The organism is Streptococcus sp. 68 (assembly GCF_013277415.1).
Taxonomy (GTDB): Bacteria; Bacillota; Bacilli; order Lactobacillales; family Streptococcaceae; genus Streptococcus.
Window position 1 is genome coordinate 15,088 of record NZ_VMMX01000016.1, and the last position, 21,085, is coordinate 36,172.

Annotated in this window: 13 protein-coding genes and 2 pseudogenes; 1 reads left to right on the forward strand and 14 read right to left on the reverse strand. The window is 38.5% G+C overall.

What is annotated here, in order from left to right:
- Window positions 1-5 precede the first annotated feature (5 nt).
- The 5 genes and pseudogenes from pnp to HT720_RS09245 form a co-directional block, all read right to left on the reverse strand.
- Window positions 6-2,219, reverse strand: a complete 2,214-nt coding sequence (gene pnp, locus HT720_RS09225; protein ID WP_173275914.1) for a polyribonucleotide nucleotidyltransferase — start codon at window positions 2,217-2,219, stop codon at window positions 6-8.
- A gap of 498 nt (window positions 2,220-2,717) precedes the next feature.
- Window positions 2,718-3,584: a methylenetetrahydrofolate reductase [NAD(P)H] gene (metF, locus tag HT720_RS09230; protein WP_173253106.1), complete on the reverse strand. Its 867-nt coding sequence runs from the start codon at window positions 3,582-3,584 to the stop codon at window positions 2,718-2,720.
- A gap of 101 nt (window positions 3,585-3,685) precedes the next feature.
- Window positions 3,686-5,935, reverse strand: a complete 2,250-nt coding sequence (gene metE / locus HT720_RS09235) for a 5-methyltetrahydropteroyltriglutamate--homocysteine S-methyltransferase (RefSeq protein ID WP_173275916.1) — start codon at window positions 5,933-5,935, stop codon at window positions 3,686-3,688.
- A gap of 298 nt (window positions 5,936-6,233) precedes the next feature.
- A complete protein-coding gene (locus HT720_RS09240) occupies window positions 6,234-6,440 on the reverse strand; it encodes a hypothetical protein (protein ID WP_173275902.1) in 207 nt (68 codons plus the stop codon).
- A 55-nt stretch (window positions 6,441-6,495) separates the two neighbouring features.
- Window positions 6,496-6,984: pseudogene (locus HT720_RS09245) on the reverse strand (IS30 family transposase); the annotation flags it as partial.
- A 155-nt stretch (window positions 6,985-7,139) separates the two neighbouring features.
- Between HT720_RS09245 and HT720_RS09250 the strand changes: the two are divergent.
- A complete protein-coding gene (locus HT720_RS09250; RefSeq protein WP_173275919.1) occupies window positions 7,140-8,141 on the forward strand; it encodes an endonuclease/exonuclease/phosphatase family protein in 1,002 nt (333 codons plus the stop codon).
- A 201-nt stretch (window positions 8,142-8,342) separates the two neighbouring features.
- Here HT720_RS09250 and pheT read toward each other — a convergent pair whose 3' ends face one another.
- The 9 genes and pseudogenes from pheT to HT720_RS09295 all read right to left on the reverse strand — a co-directional run bounded on the left by pheT (window position 8,343) and on the right by HT720_RS09295 (window position 21,026).
- Window positions 8,343-10,748 (reverse strand): phenylalanine--tRNA ligase subunit beta, encoded by a 2,406-nt coding sequence (pheT, locus tag HT720_RS09255; protein ID WP_173275921.1) that lies wholly within the window; start codon window positions 10,746-10,748, stop codon window positions 8,343-8,345.
- A 76-nt stretch (window positions 10,749-10,824) separates the two neighbouring features.
- On the reverse strand, window positions 10,825-11,334 hold the full coding sequence (locus HT720_RS09260) for an N-acetyltransferase (protein ID WP_173275924.1): 510 nt from the start codon (window positions 11,332-11,334) through the stop codon (window positions 10,825-10,827).
- Window positions 11,334-12,380: a phenylalanine--tRNA ligase subunit alpha gene (pheS, locus tag HT720_RS09265; protein ID WP_173275927.1), complete on the reverse strand. Its 1,047-nt coding sequence runs from the start codon at window positions 12,378-12,380 to the stop codon at window positions 11,334-11,336. Before pheS ends, HT720_RS09260 begins: the two co-directional genes overlap by 1 nt.
- 368 nt (window positions 12,381-12,748) lie before the next feature.
- Window positions 12,749-15,427 carry a DEAD/DEAH box helicase family protein gene (locus HT720_RS09270; protein WP_173275930.1) on the reverse strand — a complete coding sequence of 893 codons (2,679 nt, stop codon included), beginning with the start codon at window positions 15,425-15,427 and terminating at the stop codon, window positions 12,749-12,751.
- A 240-nt stretch (window positions 15,428-15,667) separates the two neighbouring features.
- Window positions 15,668-16,462, reverse strand: a complete 795-nt coding sequence (locus tag HT720_RS09275) for a Fic/DOC family protein (protein WP_173212705.1) — start codon at window positions 16,460-16,462, stop codon at window positions 15,668-15,670.
- A gap of 48 nt (window positions 16,463-16,510) precedes the next feature.
- A pseudogene (locus HT720_RS09280) lies at window positions 16,511-16,649 on the reverse strand (DNA cytosine methyltransferase); the annotation flags it as partial.
- A 213-nt stretch (window positions 16,650-16,862) separates the two neighbouring features.
- Window positions 16,863-17,729 (reverse strand): hypothetical protein, encoded by an 867-nt coding sequence (locus tag HT720_RS09285; RefSeq protein WP_173212707.1) that lies wholly within the window; start codon window positions 17,727-17,729, stop codon window positions 16,863-16,865.
- 3 nt (window positions 17,730-17,732) lie between these two features.
- On the reverse strand, window positions 17,733-19,850 hold the full coding sequence (locus HT720_RS09290; RefSeq protein WP_173212709.1) for an ATP-binding protein: 2,118 nt from the start codon (window positions 19,848-19,850) through the stop codon (window positions 17,733-17,735).
- Window positions 19,851-19,862: 12 nt separating this feature from the next.
- On the reverse strand, window positions 19,863-21,026 hold the full coding sequence (locus HT720_RS09295; protein ID WP_173212711.1) for a DNA cytosine methyltransferase: 1,164 nt from the start codon (window positions 21,024-21,026) through the stop codon (window positions 19,863-19,865).
- Window positions 21,027-21,085: the final 59 nt, after the last annotated feature.

Below are 21,085 nucleotides of genomic sequence, written 5' to 3' on the forward strand. Positions count from 1 at the left end.
TTTTCTTATTCTGAATCTTTTGGTGTTTCTGTAAATTCTTTCTTAGGTTTGTGATCCTTGTGATGACGTGGGCGGTGAGGTCTCTCAGACTTTTCGCCTTTTTCATCACGTTCAGGTTTTGGAGGACGAGGAAGAAGGGCTTTCATAGAAGCATCCACACGTCCTTTGTCATCAATCTTGATAACCTTAACATCAACTTCATCCCCAATTGCTACCAAGTCTTCGACATTATTGGTACGAGTCCAAGCCATTTCAGAAATGTGAACGAGGGCATCTGTCTTGTCAAAGAGGTTGACAAAGGCACCAAATTTCTCGATACGAACGACTTTGGCACGGTAAACTTCATCCACTTTAGCTTCACGGACCAAACCAGCAATGATTTCTTTAGCACGGTTAATAGCATCTTGGTCGCTAGAGTAGATAGATACATTTCCTTCTTCGTCGATATCAATCTTAACGCCTGTTTCAGCGATAATCTTGTCGATCATTTCTCCACCCTTACCGATGACAATCTTAATCTTGTCCACATCAATCTTGATGGTATCAATTTTCGGAGCAGTTGGAGCCAATTCTGGACGAACTTCTGGAATGGTTGCTTCAATCACATCAAGGATTTCAAAACGAGCTTTCTTAGCTTGGGCAAGAGCCTCAGTCAAGATTTCTGCAGTAATCCCTTGAATCTTGATATCCATTTGAAGGGCTGTAATCCCGTCACGAGTACCTGCAACCTTGAAGTCCATGTCTCCAAAGTGATCTTCCAAACCTTGGATATCTGTCAATACTGTGTAGTTATTTCCATCTGAGATAAGTCCCATGGCAATCCCTGCTACTGGTGCCTTGATTGGCACACCACCAGTCATAAGGGCAAGAGTTCCCGCACAAATAGAAGCTTGAGATGAAGAACCATTTGATTCCAAAACTTCTGCTACTAAACGGATAGCGTATGGGAATTCTTCCAAACTTGGCAATACTTGAGCAAGAGCACGCTCACCAAGAGCACCGTGACCGATTTCACGACGACCTGGCGCACCGTAACGACCAGTTTCCCCTACAGAGTATTGAGGGAAGTTATAGTGGTGCATAAAGCGTTTCTTATACTCTGGATCCAAACCATCAATGATTTGAGTTTCTCCCATCGGAGCCAAGGTCAAGACTGAAAGAGCTTGAGTTTGCCCACGAGTAAAGAGACCTGAACCATGTACACGAGGAAGGAAGTCAACAACCGCATCCAAAGGACGGATTTCATCGACCTTACGACCATCAGGACGTACCTTATCTTCTGTGATCAAACGGCGTACTTCCGCGTGTTCCATTTGTTCCAAGATTTCAGCCACATCACGCATGATACGGTCAAATTCTTCGTGGTCCACATATTTTTCTTCGTAAACAGCAGTTACTTGGTCCTTAACTGCTTGAGTTGCAGCTTCACGGGCCAATTTTTCTTCTACTTGAACCGCTTTTTGGAGGTCACTGTTGTAGGCTGCGATAATTTCAGCCTGTAATTCAGCGTCCACATGAAGCAATTCTACTTCTGCTTTTTCCTTACCAACAGCTGTAACAATTTCTTCTTGGAAGGCAATCAATTCTTTAACTGCTTCGTGCCCTTTAAGGAGAGCTTCCAACATGATTTCTTCTGACAATTCTTTAGCACCAGACTCTACCATGTTGATGGCGTGCTTGGTACCAGCTACTGTCAATTCAAGGAGAGATTGCTCTGCTTGTTCTTGCGTAGGGTTGATGATGATTTGACCATCCACATAACCCACTTGGACCCCAGCGATTGGTCCGTCAAATGGAATGTCTGAGATAGAAAGCGCTAAAGATGAACCAAACATAGCTACCATTGGCGCAGATGCATTTTCATCATAAGAAAGTACTGTGTTGATGACTTGGACTTCATTACGGAAACCTTCCGCAAACATAGGACGGATTGGACGGTCAATCAAACGCGCTGTCAAAGTCGCATCTGTTGAAGGACGTCCTTCACGTTTCATAAAGCCACCAGGAAACTTCCCAGCTGCATACATTTTTTCTTCGTAGTTGACTTGGAGAGGGAAGAAATCTCCAGTTGCCATCTTCTTAGACATAACGGCAGCAGTCAAGACAGTTGACTCACCGTAACGTACGACAACTGCGCCATTCGCTTGCTTAGCAACCTGACCAGTCTCTACAATTAACTCACGACCCGCAAAAGTCGTTTGAAACACTTGTTTTGTCATTTTAATCCCCTTTGGATTGATGAAATTATACGCCTTGCCTACAAAGATCAAGATACTAAGGGCGTGAAGAATCCCGTATGAAAATAGGAGATTGACGCAGTGTGCGATGCGCACCAGGAAATCTATCTTTTTCACTAGGGATTTAGCCCGTGTTCAATTACTCAAGATACAAATCATTAGAAAGGTTTGATGCTAAAGCATCTAATCCTTTCACGCTAATCGCTATCAGGCGATTAGCTAAATGCTTTACTAACTCTCTCGTCAAATGATATCGATTTGACTCGTTCGTGTCGCTCAAACTAAATACTGAAAAGAACAAATTATGAAAAAATTTCTGTCATAAAATTGAGAATTGACAAAGCCTTTGAAACCTAAATACCCTCATCTTTGTATCAAGTACGTACAGAGTCTATTTTATCATATTTTTCTTAAAAAGTGCGGTCTTTACCATTAAAAAGGAACCATTCCCCTCACCTGAGAAGAATGGTTTACTTTTTATTATCTTAGAGACTGGTGATTAAACAAGGCATGGGTTGCTTGATGGATGTATTTTGCTGTATCCGCATTATTCATGGTGTAGAGATGCACACCGGCAACATCCTGAGTTACCAAGTCCACGATTTGGTCCACTGCATAGGCAAGTCCTGCTGCTCTGAGCGACTCAGGGTCATGCTCATACTTGTCTAAGATAGCTTTAAATTTGCGTGGAAGATGGATATTCTCACAAGTCTTCAAGAGACGGAGAGCCTGATTTCGATTCAAAATTGGCATAATCCCTGCATGAATGGGAACATCAATCCCAGCCAAGATGCACTTGTCTTGGAAATCATAGAAGCGCTCATTATCAAAGAAAAGCTGAGTTACGAGGCTCGAACAGCCTGCATCCACTTTCTTCTTAAGATTTTGAATATCTGAAATCTGATTTGGCGAATCTGGATGCCCTTCTGGATAGCAAGCTCCGACAATATCAAAGTGAGGGGCTTGTTCCTTGATGAACTCAATTAAGTCAGTTGCGTAGCGAAAATCCTTTTGCGGCTCTACATCAGGGATAATATCCCCACGAAGAGCCAATATTTTCTGTACCCCAACCTTGTCCAAGTCGGCAATGGTTTCAGCAACCTTGTCCTTAGTCAAATAGATAGCTGGCAAGTGAGCAATAGTCGGAATCGCCAAGTCATTTTGGATAAAGTCAGCCAAACGAACCGTCGTTTCCTTGATATTAAATTTATTATTGCTGGCAGTCACACTGATAAAGTGGGGAGCCAACTCCTGCATATCTTGAAGAGCAGAAATAATGTTATCATTACCCACAGCTGGGTTGGGAGGGAACACTTCAAATGAGAGTGACGGTGTTTGGCGTGACATAGTCATTATCCTTTTCTAGTTGATTTTTTCGTTAGCTGGACTCCTAGAACCCAAGTGAAACAGGCAGATTGACCAAACAGCGCTTTTAGAGAAATCTTATCTTACAATTTCTCACGCGCAGCTTTAGCTGCTTCCACAAGGCGGATCAAGCTTTCTTTTGTTTCTGGAATACCACGTGTTTTCAAACCACAGTCAGGGTTGATCCAAACTTTCTTGCTTGGCACTTTAGCAAGGATAGCTTCGATTGTATTGTCGATTTCGCCTTCATTTGGCACACGAGGTGAGTGGATATCGTAAACCCCAGGTCCCACTTCTGTTTGGAAGTTTTTCGCTTTGAGTTCGTCCAAGATTTCAAGGTTTGAACGGCTAGCTTCAAAGGAAATAACATCTGCATCCATGTTGTCGATAGCTGGGATGATATCTGTAAATTCTGAGTAACACATGTGAGTGTGAATTTGTGTATCTGGCGCTACTGTTGAGTGTACCAAGCGGAAGGCAGGAATTGCCCAGTCAAGGTAGTCTTCGTACCAGTCGCTACGACGGAGTGGCAATTTTTCACGAAGAGCAGCCTCATCGATTTGGATGATCTTCACACCAGCAGCTTCAAGGTCAAGAACTTCATCCTTGATAGCAAGAGCGATTTGAAGAGTAGAATCCTTGATAGAGATGTCTTCACGTGGGAATGACCAGTTGAGGATAGTAACAGGTCCAGTCAACATACCTTTAACAGGTTTGTTTGTACGGCTTTGTGCATAGCTAGACCATTTAACAGTGATAGGGTTAAGACGAGTGACATCACCCCAGATGATTGGTGGTTTCACCCCACGCATACCGTATGATTGTACCCAACCATTTTTAGAGAAGAGGTAACCTGACAAGTTTTGACCGAAGTACTCAACCATGTCATTACGCTCAAATTCACCGTGAACAAGGACATCAAAGTCAATATCTTCTTGCCATTTGATCCATTCATCGATCGTTTCAGCAAGGAAAGCATCGTACTCTTCTTGAGACAATTCACCTTTACGGTAAGCCAAACGTTTCGCACGAACTTCCTTAGTTTGAGGGAATGAACCGATAGTTGTTGTTGGAAGAGCTGGAAGTTTGAAAGCTTCTTCTTGGATAGCTTCACGTTCTGCAAAGGCTGGCAAACGAGTGTAGTCTGCATCAGTTAAACCAGCGATACGCGCACGAAGTTCCGCATTTTCACCAACACGCTCAGTCGCAAAGAGTTCTTTGTTAGCTGCAAGTGCTTCTTCACCTTGACCATTGCGGATAGCATCCAAATCACGAATCTCATCCAATTTTTCAACTGCAAAGGCAAAGTGGTTCAAGATTGCTGGTTCAAATTCTTCATTAGCAGTTGTAAATGGCACATGAAGAAGTGAGCATGAGCTTGTCAAGACAATGTTTTCAGCTGGGATTTGCTCAAGAACAGCCAAGCTCTTTTCGTAATTGTTGCGCCAGATGTTTTTACCATTGACAATACCTGCATAAAGAGTCTTATCAGCTGGGAAACCACCTTTAACAAGTTCAAGAGTTTTCTTACCTTCAACGAAATCAAGACCGATAGCATCTACTGGCAATTTCACAAGGTCAGCGTAAACGTCACGAACGTCACCGAAGTAAGTTTGAAGCAAGACTTCAAGACCTTTTTTGTCAGCCAAAAGTTTATTGTAAAGGTTCAAGAAGAGAGCTTTTTCTTCAGCTGTCAAATCTTTTACAAGAGCAGCTTCGTCGAGTTGGATGCGAGTTGCACCAAGTTCAGCCAATTTTGCAAAAACTTCTTGGTAAGCAGCCACTAAACTGTCTACGAAGTCTTCTGCTTTCACACCTTCTTCAAAGTCTGACAATTGAAGGAAAGTAAATGGACCTACAAGGACTGGACGAGTGTTCAATCCAAGTTCTTTTGCTTCTTGGAACTCATCAAAGATTTTGTGACCTGCAAGTTTGACTTGAGTGTCTTTTTCAAATTTAGGAACGATGTAATGGTAGTTAGTGTTGAACCACTTCTTCATTGGAAGGGCGCGAACATCCCCTTTTTCTCCTTGATAACCACGACCCAAAGCGAAGTAGCGCTCAAGGTCAGACAAGTCCAAGTTTTGAACTGAAGCAGGTACCACGTTGAAAAGGAAAGCTGCATCTAGGAAGTTGTCATAGTGAGAAAAGTCATTTGATGGAATTTCAGTGATTCCTTTTTCTTTGACGATGTTCCAGTGTTTAGCACGCAATTCTTTTGCGGCTGCCAAGAGTTCTTCTTCTGAGATTTCTTTTCTAAAGTATTTTTCAGTTGTAAATTTTAATTCGCGGAATTCGCCCAAACGAGGGAAACCGATGATTGTAGTTGACATGATGTGTCCTCCAAAATTTGTTGTTGAAACTATCTTAACAGAAAAGAAATCATCTGTATAATTGTAAAAAATTAGGCTTTGATATAGTTTGAAACTATATCTCTGTTTTAAACAAAAGAAAAAGACTTGAAACAAATGCCTCAAATCCTTTGTGTAGCTTGTTTTTAGCTGTATTTTAGTTAGACTGGTAAAACGTGTTATTAGTAATTCTTATAAGTGACTATGACTTGTTATTAGAAAAGACTATAATACTCTTCGAAAATCAAATTCAAACCGCGTCAACGTCGCCTTGCCGTACTCAAGTACAGCCTGCGGCTAGTTTCCTAGTTTGCTCTTTGATTTTCATTGAGTATGAGTCTACTCTAATCAACTCTTTTCCTGTTCGAGTGGGACGACTACTAGTGTCTTTCCTAAACTGGCTAGAACTTTCAAGGATTTCCTCCTTGGTAAAGAGTTCAGATCGGACATCCTTCCAGTTACTCCCGATAGCACTATTCTTCATCACTTACCCCTCTTTCTTTTAGAGCTATATATTTTTTGAAAAAATGAGCGAATTATGATTCGATAGATTGACCAGCGGGTTTAAAATTGGTGCTAGCTTGTTTCTTAAGCGCTTTTCCTTTTCTAGGATAAAGCAGATCCTGTTTGCTTAACCCCAATTTTCCATGATGAATCCAGTAGTAGATGGTAGAAATTCCCACGTTAACGCCCTTAGCCTTGACCATCATTTCGGGAGAAAACTTTTTGTTATAATAGTGGAGAATCTTTTCCTTTAGTTCCTTGCTTAAGCTTGATTTCTTGACCGAGTACTTGCGATTGCTTTCATAAGATTGTTGAGCGTAGTCGGCAGAGTAAAGCTCTTTAAAGCCCCCTTTTCCAAGACATTTTCGGACTGTCCCACGCTTGATTTCAGTATGGATAGTTTGAGGAGTTTTTCCAAGTAGAGAGGCAATTTCTCTATTTGATTTCCCTTCTTTTTTCCATCGTTCGATTAAGCGACGGCTATCGATTGTCAAATGTTTGCCTTTTGTAGTATAATTGTCTTGCATTTCTGTGCCTTTTCATCATTTCAATCTTAAATTGGACTTTTTTTACTTGGGTTGTACTTAATCTATGAGGAAGACAAGACAAAGAATATCAATCAAGTAAAGTCACAAAGTCACATTAGCTCCGAGCAACCATTGCAAATTGAGGTACTCATACAATGATTAAAACATTTCTCTCTGCCCTTTCCCTCATTCTCTTTGCTATCCCTATCATAGCTTATTCTTTTTTCCCATCTTCTAATTTTAACATTTGGCTATCTACCAGACCTATCTTGGCACAGATTTATGCCTTCCCCTTAGCTACTGCAACTATGGCTTCTATTTTCAGTTTCGTATTTTTTCCCCTATCTTTTTACAAGAAAAATAAACAAATACGGTTTTATTCTAGCATCTTGCTCTTACTATCGTTCATATTACTATTATTCGGAACAGATAAAACCCTTTCTTCCGCATCAAATAAGACTAAAACCTTAAAATTAGTAACTTGGAACGTCGCTAATCAAATAGAAGCACAACATATTGAGCGAATTTTTAGCCATTTTGATGCCGATATGGCTATATTCCCTGAACTAGCTACCAATATCAGAGGTGAGCAAGAAAACCAGAGAATCAAACTATTGTTTCATCAAGTTGGACTTTCTATGGCCAACTATGATATTTTTACTTCTCCACCTACTGACAGTGGAATAGCTCCTGTGACTGTGATTGTCAAGAAAAGTTATGGTTTCTATACAGAAGCTGAAACTTTCCATACAACACGGTTCGGGACAATTCTATTACATTCGAGAAAACAAAATATACCAGATATCATTGCTTTGCATACTGCTCCTCCTCTGCCAGGTTTAATGGAAATCTGGAAGCAAGACTTAAACATCATTCATAATCAACTGGCTTCAAAATATCCAAAGGCTATTATTGCAGGTGATTTTAATGCAACTATGCGTCATGGAGCACTTGCAAAAATAAGCTCTCATAGGGACGCATTAAATGCACTGCCACCTTTTGAAAGAGGAACTTGGAATAGCCAAAGTCCAAAACTTTTTAATGCAACAATAGATCATATTTTATTGCCTAAAAACCACTACTATGTTAAAAATTTAGACATTGTAAGTTTTCAAAACTCTGATCATAGATGTATTTTTACAGAAATCACATTTTAATTATTTTATACTCTTCGACAATCTCTTCAAACCACGTCAGCGTCGACTTACCTTAGACATATGGTTACTGACTTCGTNNACAGTGTTTTGAGCAACCTACGGCTAGCTTCCTAGTTTGCTTTTTGATTTTCATTGAGTATTATATAAAATCACCCCTCTAGTGTTCATAAACTAGAGGGGGAATTTGTATCCTACTATCGTTTAACGCACTTCTGCATTGACTTTTTCTTCGAGAGAAGCTTGGATTTTTTCCATATAGCGTGCGACTTCTTCGTCCGTTAAGCTATCTTCTGGATTTTGGAAGGTCAAGCTATAAGCCATTGACTTCATACCAAGTCCCAATTTTTCGCCTGAGAAGACGTCAAAGAGTTTGATATCTGTCAAACGTTTCACGCCGGCAGCTTGGATAGCGTTCACAACTTCTTGGTGAGTCACTTCTGCCCTAAGGAGAAGGGCAACGTCACGGCTGACTGCTGGGAATTTAGTAATTTCTACAAATGGAGTAGCTGGTTGAAGCGCAGTTTCGATGGCTGAAAGGTTGAGCTCAGCTACATACGTTTCTGGAATATCGTAAGCCTTAGCAGTGACTGGATGCACTTGGCCAAGGAAACCAAGAACTTGGTCACCGAGTGAAATCATAGCTGTACGTCCTGGGTGAAGGCTAGCGATTTCAGATGTTGCTGTATAAGTTACTTGGAGTCCCAAACGAGCAAAGAGGGCTTCAAGGATTCCCTTAGCATAGAAGAAATCAACTGGAACTGCTACTGTTTGGAAATCTTTTTCAGCAACCAATCCTGTCAAGGCAAGGGCAAAGCTGTTGATTTCATTTGGAAGTTCTTCTTTTGGATTACCTGTTTGTTCAAAGACTTTTCCAATCTCGTAAAGGGCCAAGTTTTTGTTCTTACGAGCCACGTTGTAGGCAACAGTATCAAGGATACCTGAGATCATATTTTGACGGAGGACAGAACGATCCACAGTCATTGGCCACATAAGTTCCGTAAGGTTACTTGGTTGAGCTGTGAACTCAACTGCTTTTTCAGGAGTTGTTAGAGCATAGGTGATGATTTCTGTCAAACCTGCTCCTTCAGCAATGGTACGAACTTGGCGACGCAATTTTTGTGTGGCTGTCAATTCACCTGCTGTACCATCGTCTTTTGGTAGGCTAGTTGGCAAACGGTCATATCCATAGATACGAGCGATTTCTTCAAAGAGGTCTGCCTCGATAGTGATATCCCAACGACGACGTGGGACGCTGACTGTAAATCTGTCTGCATTTCCAGAAAGAGCAAAGCCAAGACGACGGAAGACGTCTTCTACATCAGTGTATGAAAGCTCCGTACCAAGGACACGGTTGACGTCTGCAAGGGTAGAAGAAACTTCCACATCAGAAGTATCAAGCTCACCTGCTGAAACGATGCCCTTACGAACCGTCGCACCAGCAAGTTCTGCAATCATGCTAGCTGCCGCATCAAGGGCTTCATTGACTGTTGCCACATTGATGCCTTTTTCAAAGCGAGAAGATGACTCAGAACGAAGATTGAGGCGACCACTAGTCTTACGAATTGATTTTCCGTTGAAAACAGCAGCTTCAAGGACGACACGACTTGATTTCTCAGAGATTTCTGTTGCTTGACCACCCATAACACCTGCAAGAGCAACTGGCTTGTCTGCGACAGTGATAACTAAGTCATTTGTTTCCAAGCCACGTTCTTCACCATCCAAGGTCACTAATTTTTCACCAGCACGCGCTTCACGCACACGGATGTCAGTCCCTTCAAAGGTATCCAAGTCAAAGGCGTGCATTGGTTGACCAAAGTAGAGAAGGATGTAGTTGGTCACGTCCACTACGTTATTGATGGGACGGATACCTTCGTTCATGAGGATATTTTGCAACCATTGTGGACTTGGTGCAATAGTCACATTATCCAAGATACGGGCTGCATAGTAAGGTGCCTTGTCTGTTTCAATCCCTACAGAAAGAGCGTCTGCTGCAACTTCATTTGTTTCTGTTAGAGTAAATTCTTTAAAGTTGACCGCCTTGTCATAGATGGCTGCTACTTCGTGAGCCACCCCACGCATAGAAAGGGCATCTGCACGGTTGGGTGTGATAGACAGTTCGATGATTTCATCATCCAAGTCTAGATATGAGAAGACTTCCTCACCTGGAACGGCATTTTCTGGCAAGATTTGGATGCCATCTGCAAATTCCTTAGGCACAACTGAGTCAGAAATTCCCAATTCACCAAGCGAACAAATCATTCCAAGTGACTCAAGACCGCGGATTTTCCCTTTTTTGATCTTGTAATTGTCAGCGATGCGAGCCCCTGGAAGAGCCACCATAACCTTGATACCAGCACGCACATTTGGGGCACCACAAACGATTTGACGGGCTTCTTCTTCGCCAACGTTAACCTGACAAACATGAAGGTGAGTTTCTGGCACATCTTCGCAAGACAAGACCTCACCGACGACAATTTTTGAGAGACCAGCAGCCGGCGATTCGACACCTTCGACCTCGATCCCTGTAGTTGACATTTTTTCAGCCAACTCTTGTGATGGAACATCAATGTCCACCAATTCTTTTAACCATTTATAAGATACAAGCATAATTTAGTTCTCCAGAATGACAGTTGCCACTCTGGTTCTTTTCCTTTCCTATCATTTCAATAGAAGAATCATCTTCTTACCTTAATTTCTTTTTCAGTAACCAATCCGTATCTACTTTTTGACCAACCATAAAATGATGTTGACCAAATTTTTCAAAACCATATCGATTATAAAATGCTTGAGCTTTTGTATTATGCTCCCAAACACCTAGCCAAGCCCAAGAAAAACTATTTTTTGTAGCAAGTTCAAGAGCGAATTCAAACAGTTGCTTACCTAGTCCAAAGCCTTGGAATTTTTGTAGCACATAGAGGCGTTGAATATCAAAAGCGTCCTCTAATTCTCTCTCAGTTTGAGCACTTCCCCAGTTGACTTTAAGAAAACCAGCTATCTCCTCTTCATGCATAATGAAATAGGTTTCGGATTCTGGATTTTCCAACTCAATTGACAAAACTCTCAGACTATAAGCCTCTTCAAAGTATTCCTGTAACTGCTCTTCCGTATTATCATGAGCAAATGTTTCACGAAAGGTTTGTTTAGCAATTTTAGCCAACACCTCAACATCTGCCATTTCTACTTTTCTAATCATTATTTAAACTGCTCTGAGAAGCGGACATCTCCTTGGTAGAATCCACGGATATCATTGATTCCGTAACGGAGCATAGCTACACGTTCTTGACCAAGACCAAAGGCAAATCCAGAGTAAACAGTCGCATCGATACCACTCATTTCAAGGACACGTGGGTGAACCATACCAGCTCCCATAATTTCGATCCAACCAGTTTTCTTACATACGTTACAGCCTTCTCCACCACACTTGAAGCAAGAAACATCCACCTCAACAGATGGCTCTGTGAATGGGAAATAAGATGGACGCAAACGAATTTGACGCTCTTCACCGAACATTTTTTGCACAATCAATTGAAGGGTTCCTTGAAGGTCTGCCATAGAAATGTTCTTCCCAACAACCAAGCCTTCAATTTGGTGGAATTGGTGACTGTGGGTCGCATCGTCCGTATCACGACGGAACACACGCCCTGGTGAGATCATTTTCAAAGGACCTTTAGAGAAATCATGGCCATCCATGGCACGCGCCTGAACAGGAGACGTATGGGTACGGAGTAAGATCTCTTCTGTGATATAGAAAGTGTCCTGCATATCGCGAGCTGGGTGGTCTTTGGGAAGGTTCATACGTTCAAAGTTATAGTAGTCTTGCTCTACTTCAAAACCATCCACGACTTGGTAACCCATCCCAATGAAAATATCTTCGATTTCTTCACTAGTTTGTGTCAAAACATGACGGTGACCAGTAGCAACTGGACGACCTGGAAGCGTCACATCGATACTCTCGCTAGCTAACTGTGCAGCGACTTTCTTTTCTTCCAAGAGCTTAGCTGTTTCTTCAAAGGCTGCTGTCAAGACATCACGAGCTTCATTGACGTGTTTCCCAATAATTGGACGCATCTCAGCAGAGACATCTTTCATCCCTTTGAGAATTTCAGTAAGCGAACCCTTTTTACCAAGGACAGAAACACGCAAATCTTGCATCTCTTTTTCATTTTCAGCAGTCATCTGCTTCAAGCTAGCCAGCGTTTCTTCACGAAGCGCTTTTAATTGTTCTTCAATAGTTGACATAATTCCTCCATCAGTCGCTTATCAGATAAAAAGAAAACCACATGCCAAAAACTCCACTCGGAGCGTTGACACGCGGTACCATCCGTTTTCATCTGACAAGTCAGACCTTCATTTCTAAATCCATACGCAAGTGAATTCACCCAGCTTTCATATAGAGAGCTTGCAGTCACGGCTCTCCTCCCTGATATACTTCCCTTGGGCTACTAGTCTTGCGGATTCCTATTCAATTACTACATAGTTTATCAGATTTTTACCATTCTTGCAAGACCTATCTTACTTCTGCTTGTTAGATGTGATTCGAATGTGATAATGGCAACAGTCTCACTAAAGAAATGAAAATCATACATAGAAATTTTTAAAAATTTTCTCTATCGTAAACCTGCCACTAGTTCAGAAACTATACTAGCTGATTCCAAACGTAATATGGTCATTTCATCTACCTTCCCTAATAATGGCATTGCACCATACCAAACAATGGTCTTGTTTACCAAAAGAATAGGCGTTACTATTTTCGATTGAGTAAAAGATACTTTAATTTTCTGGCTCTTCAACTGGTCTAGCCATGCTTTATTTGCAACCGTCTCTGGTATACATATCTCAATTTGACTAATCCTAAATTCTTTTAGAAATTTCATCAGTTTTGTCTGGTGCACATAAGGTAAAATAAGCATACATTCCTGTCTTTCCCCTGCTAAGTCCTCTCTCAACACCTTCTCATATCTACTATCAACATAAACGAATTGTTTCTCCTCACCCTCGATGGCACGATAATCCATCTTTCGATAAGCTACTTGTCGTTTCTGAAACATCTTTTCTAAATAAGGAACATGAATATCCACATAATCGAAAATCCGTACCAAAGACTTATCCTTGTAGTTTCTATGAATCCGACCTGCATACTGAATTAAATTATTTTTCCAAGAAAAAGGTGCTGCCAAGATAAGCGTGTCCAACTGAGGTAAGTCAAAACCTTCGCCAATGTATTTTCCAGTAGACAACAAAACAAACCCTTTATCTAGCTGTTCTAATCTCTTCAGTAAACTTGTTCTCTCTCGGACTTTGGTTTTTCCGCTAATAATGTAACAGTCATCAACCTCTTTCTCTTTCAATAACTTTTCAAAGACATCTATCTGTTGAATTCGATTAACTAAAACCAAGATATTTCGTCCTTCTGCCACTTGGGCTAGAATATCCTTGAGAATCAACTGATTCCTCACTGAGTCAGTAGCAATCCAATCACTAAGCTGTATAAAATTACTTGCTTTGGTCTTTTCAATCTCCAAATGACCAAAAGAAGTGAATCTTAATTGCAATTGCCGTTTAAAATCCGTTTCCCTCTTATCAGCAGTATGGAGTATCTCACCAACTCTCTGAAAAACAATAGGCTCATGACCATTCTTACGCTCAGGCGTAGCCGTTAAACCGTAAAGATACTTCCCTCTAAACTGAGCAACAACTTTTTCAAACATCAAGGCAGAGACATGATGACACTCATCCACAATCATCATCTCATACTCATCCAAAAGACTTTGACTATTTTCCAACTTAAATAGAGATTGAATCATAACAACATCAACCAGTTTACTCAGCCATTTCTTAGTCCCACCGTACTGCCCAACATAGCCGATTACCTTTTCACGACCTGATGGTGTATAACGGGTAGCTTCTGCCTCTTCGAAAGTCAGAAAACGGTTTAAACGATCCAGCCATTGGTCTAAGAGTTGCTTATTATGAACTAGAATAATTGTTTTTGTCTTCCGTTCAGAGATGAGAGCAGCACCTAAAACGGTCTTCCCAAAACCAGTCTCCGCATGGAGTAAACCATTTTCTTTGGAAATCATATCTGACAGGGCTAACTCTTGCTCAAAAGTGAGTTCTCCCTTAAATTCCACTCTAATAGACCTCTGTACCTTTCTCCTATCTTCCACAGATACCTGCTTAAATTTATCTTGCAATGGATACAGTAAACCTCTTGGTAGCCATAAATAATGATCGGATTCTCCAAATAAATACATTCGCTCAGGAATTTGATAGGTTGGTTGTCGCATAGCCTGCTTTAAATAAAATTCGGGATTAGAAAATGAAGCCATATTTTTCAAGAAAAACAGTGTCTTGGGTGTCACAGACGATTTTTCAAGTTGGATCATATTGGATAAGACGACCTTCAACTCCTTATCCAATTCTTCCTTACCTAACTCCTCTTGGATTAACAGTGCCACTTTAGCAGTTGAAACCCTCTGAATTTCTTGTAGATACCTCCATTGGTCTTCATAAGGCTGAAACTGTTCATCCACAAAGACCGTTCGCCCTTGATGATAAGCTTCTCCTTGAAAAGGAAGGGCAATCAAATTACCAAATCCACCTTTAGGAAGAACATCCTGATTTGGAAACATGCGATCAAAAGAATCAAAGGACAGTTGCATACTTTCCTGCATTGCCAGTTCTAACAGTTTCTTTCCAAACAAGCGAGCCTCTCGACTCGGAATCGCTTCCTCAAAGAAGAACCAAATATGGAGTCCGTGACCCGAACGAGAAATCTCTAAATGGGCTTCCATCTGGCGTTCCCTGGCTATTCTTCGAATGGTTAAACCAGCTTCTTTCCAATCTCCTTCATCAAAATCCAGTACCAAAAAATAACAGCTATCATCTAAGTGCATAGGAAAGATACCGATAGCTGTCTCCCCACGAAAATGAGATTTCAAAACGGAGTCCGTTAATGTCTGGAAACTCCGTTTTTCAGGCGGCAACTGCTTCCAACCATAATCATAGGATGGAAAATACTGAATTTTCCCTTGATCATTGATAAAACTCTTAGCATAAACATCATAACGGCCAGCAAACACGGAGGTAAACAATTGTAATTTTTCTTGCGTCGTCAAGCGACTACGTTGAAGTTGGAACATCTCCTCGAACTGAGAGCGTTCCATAACAAACTGACTCTTGTCTTTAAGACGTTTACACAAGAAAAACTCACTATCCCCATTAAAAGAAGAAAAGACATCAAGTACTTCTACCACAATTCCATCCAAAGACACAAAAACAGCCATAAGAGTCACCTCCTTGATTCCTATAGGCTGATTATAACAAGAATAGCTGAAATTGTACACGAAAATAAAATCCGAATAGCACTGAAAGTACGAGATAAATAGAGTTTAAACGAGCAATCTATAAAATTAAAAAAACACATATTATCAAGCGACCTAAATCTTTGATGATATGCGTTTTCTTGTAGGAATATTTACTTCATTTTTTTCCTAAAATTCAATGTTTACTCAGTATTAGGATTTTTAAAGATCGAGTTCTAGATACATCTTTTCTGATGACAGATCATTTTGACCACCGAGCAAGAGATTTTCAAAAAAAGCTGTTAAAAACTCAGGACGTCGCTGTAAAATCTTTGCATTATCTAATACCAAGGCATCACGAAAATACTTGGCATGTTGCTGAAATGGTGTATTATCAATATCAAAACCAAACTCACGAAGATACTGAATCAAAAAAACCGTTACTGTCCGGGTGTTTCCTTCACGAAATGGATGAATCTGCCAGATTCCTGAAATAAAATGTTGGATTTTTTTAATCACATCCGCCTGAGTTAGTGTCGCATATGCAACTTGTTTTTCCTGATTAAAATCATAATCCAAGGTCATTTGAATCATAGAGTAATCAGAGTACACAACACTTTCACCACTCAAAACAGGTTCATTCTTTGTGATATTGGTCTGACGAAATTGCCCCACTGGAATAGAGGACTCAAATATATCTTGAAACAACTCCTTATGAATAGCAAGTAAGGTCGCAGGACTGAAGCTAAAGCCTCTTCGAGATAATAGTTCCACGATACGAAGAGAAACCAAGTCTGCCTCCTCCGTACTTGCATCAATGGTATGATGATAAACCGTTGCATCCTCATAAACCTGCTCATAAGTCAGTTCTCCCCGAGACTGTTTCTCAGCCAAAGATTCCATATACGCTGATGGCACTAGATTATCAACTTTCTGCAGACCAAAACCAATCTGCCATAAGTCACGCTTAGCTTCATAAGACAAGTTTGGGTGGTCAATGTTGTAAGTTGGTTGCATAGAAAGTTCCTTTCAATTGTTTTTCTTCAGCGACTGAATAATATGATTATCAAGATATATCTGAATAAATGGGCCAGTAAGTCTGACGCGCAGACTTATCGAAGTCATTGGCATACACCACTCTGAACTCATTGGTCTGTTCAAATCCCAACTCAATTCTCCCAACACCTGAGAAGAATGCAGCAATCTTATACTTCTCAGGTCGGTTCGAACTTAGAGGTTTTGTTGTGTAGTGAGTTGCTTTCTAAAATGTTAGTTATATTAGTAGTATTTTGATAATTGTAAATAATTGTATTTTATCTTTTTATTGGATATTAAAATATCTTTTTGGCCCTATGTTTTTACTTACTCCTATGGATTTATCAACAATTTCCTTTTATACAATTAGGTACTTTCATCATCAATGTGTGTTATTGATTATTCTTTTTGGTTTTGCTCTTATCAATGCTTTCACTTGTTCTGATAGATGTATCAATGATTTTCTCTCTTCGTTAATTTCCTCTTCTACAATTTGTATACTTTTATCATCAAGGTTTGATATTACATAGCCTTTTACATCATTAAATTCTTCTTTAGAATGAGCTAATGAATTGCGTTTATCTATCATTTGCATCCAATCATTTAATAATGATGTATTGTGGGTTATATCACGTTTACTAAGATGATTATTTTTAAAATCTCTATAGAGAGATTTATAATTTCTAGAATCTGTTAAGTCAACATTTAATATTTTTTTTAACTCATATTCTATCTCAGCATTTTCACTCATATACTCTCCTCTAAGAGCATTTAGTTCATCCCACTTTGATAAACTAATTTCAATGGCTTTCTGAAATTCATGTTCAATTACTTCATCGCTGGGAGAGGATAAATTGATAATCATAGTATTATTTAATAATCCTAGATTATCTTCCTCGTTAATTTTTGTTATTACTGTCTCCTTTATCTCATCATAATTTTTTGAATAAAGAATAAAAAATTGCTTATATTTTTCTCGACTTCTTACATCGTTTAAAAATTCAATACCATTATCAATACCATTCTCATATTCTTCTCCTAAATTAAAATCGGATATAAAGAAATCGATTCTTTTAGAAGTATCATCCAAAATTTTTCTGGCATCTCCAATACTTTCACATAAATAACAATTATCTCCTAATAATTGATAACCTTTATCTTCTATAGCTTTTTTTACTATTTTTAAATAATCGTGAAAAGCATCTTCCATCTCATCTTCTAACCAAATAATACTAATATCTCTACGCATTTTCTAATTATCACCTAATTCAATTATAAAGCTTGTTTCTTCTGTATTTGAAACCACTTTAATTTCCCATTTAAATTTTTTACAAGTTTGTTTAATTATATACATCCCAACTCCTGTCCCATTCTCTTTAGTAGTAAATCCTAATCTAAAAATATCGTCCTTATTGACTATTTCAGAAGATAATGGCTTGTTAGAAGATATAACTAATTTATTTTCTTCATCAATAAATTTAAATATAATTTTATCTGCTAGTTGATCCATAGCATTTATAATAAAATTATCTAGTATCATACCTAAATCAAAAATATGTACTCTGGAAGTATGAGGATTATTTGAAAAATCAATTATAATCTCTAAATTTTTATAAGACAGACTGTTTAAATAACTCTTTATATAACTTTTGACATTAATGTATTTCCTTCCTTTTACTTCAGAAGTATTTAATTTTAGCACTTGATTTTTTATTGTAAATAATTTTCCAGAAGATTTTTTTAGACTAACAACATACTCGCTCACTCGTTCAAAATCATCTGTCGATTTAAAATCTGCAACAATTTTTTTATTTACTGAATCTATGTTTTTATACACTCCAGTTAATTCATGAGCCAACAAATTTTGTTGCGCAGAATTATTGCTTCCAATTAAAACATCCTTTCTTTTACTTTCCTCCTCTGCTACGTCTCTAGCTATTTCTGCTTCTTTCTGTTTTGTCTCTGCCAATTTTCTAGCTAACTCAGCCTCCTGACATTGCTGTTCTGCAATTTTTTTATTTTCTTCTGCTTGCTTTCTTTTTTCCTCTGCAAGTTGTTCTTTTCTTTCTATTTTCTCCTTCTCTTCTTGTCGAATCTTTTCAACTTCCTTACGCACTACAGTACCAATATTAACACGCTCAATTATCAACTTATTGATAATTGGTTTTAGCAACTCAATCAATAAAGTTATTCTTTCATCATTTCCTGATAATCCTTCACGATTTGAAGTTGAAATATCTTCCAAACAATCATTGTCTAAAATATCAAATGAGATTTCCCCTTCAATATAGTTACTGAAGGCTTGTGTGTTATTTAACTGTGGCATAAAATTTGATACTGCTAATTTATCTCTGACATAAAGTCTTAGCTGATTAGCCTTGTAAACATCATTCCTTATAAATCTATTAGTGGGATCATCTTTTGTATTTTCGGATGCTTCCGTCATATTAATTGTACTATGAATTCCTATCCAACCAGTCAATTCATAATCAAACTCTTTGGTTATTCCATGTATAGTTAAAAAATTTCTCTTTCCTTTCAAATTTATTTTAGTAACGTCTGATGGACTTAATTTCTTTACCTGACGTAACTTATTGGATACTTCCTTTAAATCTGCGTTTATTTTCACTGAGTCATTTAACAATTCGTTTTCAACGATACCATCAGAAGTTTGAAAAAAAGCATACAAATTTTTAAATCCAATTATTTTAGAAACTTTTGAAAATTCTATCTTCTGTTTTGATTTAGTCTTGTAAGCCACTTCGATAACTGCACCAATATTGTTTAACAAATAATAGTTAGCTAAAGTCATCTTCAAAGAATCCAACTTTCCCTCTGCAAATCCAGTCAAATCAACTCCAACTGATTTTATTAAAGTTCCTGATTCGAATGAATCCCAAACACTTTTATTTTCAATAGACACATCATTAATATCAACACGAATTAATTCAGGAATATCACTATCAGATGCGTTTGTGGAGTCTAGCATCCACGCTGTTTCAATTCCTCCTTTTTTAGAAACTATATAATATTTTTTTGACAAAAATAACGTTGCTAATTTTCCTATACCTTTTCTTCCCTTTGTCTTCTCAGATGACTCTTCTTTCGATAAGCGTCTGTTTCTCCCAATCAATGCGTATTTAGTAGATAAATCAACATAGCTCATTCCACTACCATTATCTAAAATTTCTAAGGTTGATTTCGATTTATCAATAGATTCTATATAGAGCTTAACATTTGTTGCACCAGCATCTAAACCATTAGCTATTAATTCAGATATTGCACTCCAGTTATTACTATACATTTGCTTTCCTAACAAGTTTAAAGCAAAATAAGAGAAGTTAAATGGGATACTGTTAGTTTCTATCATAATTAAACGCCTTTATAATTTATTTTCCTCGAAAAATTTCTTTATTCTATTAGCTAAATGAATACTTAAAATTGGAGGAACAGCATTACCAATCTGGGTATTAATTGCTTGTAGACCTCCGACAAACTTATAATTATCTGGAAAAGACTGTATTCTTGCACCTTCCCTTGCAGTCAAAGCTCTATTTTGACTAGGATGAATGCACCGTAAGGAGGATGGAGTTGATAAATTATTTGTTATGGTCGTTGAAGGTCTATCCCACCACAATCTACCGTAAGTATTACTATATCCTGAGGTTAAATAAAGTGCTCTATCTAACAATCCATCTTCTACCATTCTATTTATATCATTCTTACCTTGTCCTTCCTTAAGTGCAGCCATAATTTTCTGCAATCTTTGTCCATGATTACGACTTACATGATTAAATAATTGATCTTGATTACCTCTCATTAAAATTTGATAATCTGTTTGCGGATCTTCCACATATTGGTCCGCTCTGTCATTATTTCCTAAACTAGGTAAATCTCCAATAGCATCTCTTAAATTGAAGGGATTTTCAGAAGTACACTTTTCTGGAAAATTCCATTCAAACTCAATATTTAAATCATTTCTTACACCAATTAAAAAGACGCGTTCTCTATTTTGTGGAACACCATAATCCTTAGCATTAAGTAATTCTGTATAAACGTTATATCCATGAACATTTCCAAAGCTAGATAAATCTTTAAAACTTTCTTTTACATTTCGAATAATTGGGCCATTTTGCTCGTTTTTCATGGTTAGCAAACCATAAACATTTTCAAATACAAACATTTTAGGTTGGATAAATGAAAGTATCCTTCTATATTCACGATACATTTTTGCTCTCTTATCATACTGTCTCTTGCCAACCGTACTAAAGGACTGACAAGGTGGGCCACCAATAACTAAATCAACTCTTTTTGAACTGATTCCTTTGGATTTTAAAAAATGTTCGTCTATATTAGCAATATCTTCCTCAATCATAGTAACTCTAGGATAATTTTGTCTGAAAGCTTCTGCTGCGTCATGATTGAATTCATTTGCAAATCTAATGTTAAAGTCATTTCGGGAAACAAATTTATTATTTTTAATTGTATTCTGAAAGCCAAAAGTCAATCCTCCAGCACCAGAAAATAAATCTACAACTTCTATCATTTCTTACCCTTTTCAAAAAATATTCTCAGTTTCCATTATACCAAAAAACACGGCTCATC

Coding starts and splice junctions, on each gene's coding strand:
- pnp (WP_173275914.1), bottom strand. CDS start 2,219: ATGACAAAACAAGTGTTTCAAACGACTTTTGCGGGTCGTGAGTTAATT.
- metF (WP_173253106.1), bottom strand. CDS start 3,584: ATGTCACGCCAAACACCGTCACTCTCATTTGAAGTGTTCCCTCCCAAC.
- metE (WP_173275916.1), bottom strand. CDS start 5,935: ATGTCAACTACAATCATCGGTTTCCCTCGTTTGGGCGAATTCCGCGAA.
- HT720_RS09250 (WP_173275919.1), top strand. CDS start 7,140: ATGATTAAAACATTTCTCTCTGCCCTTTCCCTCATTCTCTTTGCTATC.
- pheT (WP_173275921.1), bottom strand. CDS start 10,748: ATGCTTGTATCTTATAAATGGTTAAAAGAATTGGTGGACATTGATGTT.
- HT720_RS09260 (WP_173275924.1), bottom strand. CDS start 11,334: ATGATTAGAAAAGTAGAAATGGCAGATGTTGAGGTGTTGGCTAAAATT.
- pheS (WP_173275927.1), bottom strand. CDS start 12,380: ATGTCAACTATTGAAGAACAATTAAAAGCGCTTCGTGAAGAAACGCTG.
- HT720_RS09270 (WP_173275930.1), bottom strand. CDS start 15,427: ATGGCTGTTTTTGTGTCTTTGGATGGAATTGTGGTAGAAGTACTTGAT.
- HT720_RS09275 (WP_173212705.1), bottom strand. CDS start 16,462: ATGCAACCAACTTACAACATTGACCACCCAAACTTGTCTTATGAAGCT.
- HT720_RS09285 (WP_173212707.1), bottom strand. CDS start 17,729: ATGCGTAGAGATATTAGTATTATTTGGTTAGAAGATGAGATGGAAGAT.
- HT720_RS09290 (WP_173212709.1), bottom strand. CDS start 19,850: ATGATAGAAACTAACAGTATCCCATTTAACTTCTCTTATTTTGCTTTA.
- HT720_RS09295 (WP_173212711.1), bottom strand. CDS start 21,026: ATGATAGAAGTTGTAGATTTATTTTCTGGTGCTGGAGGATTGACTTTT.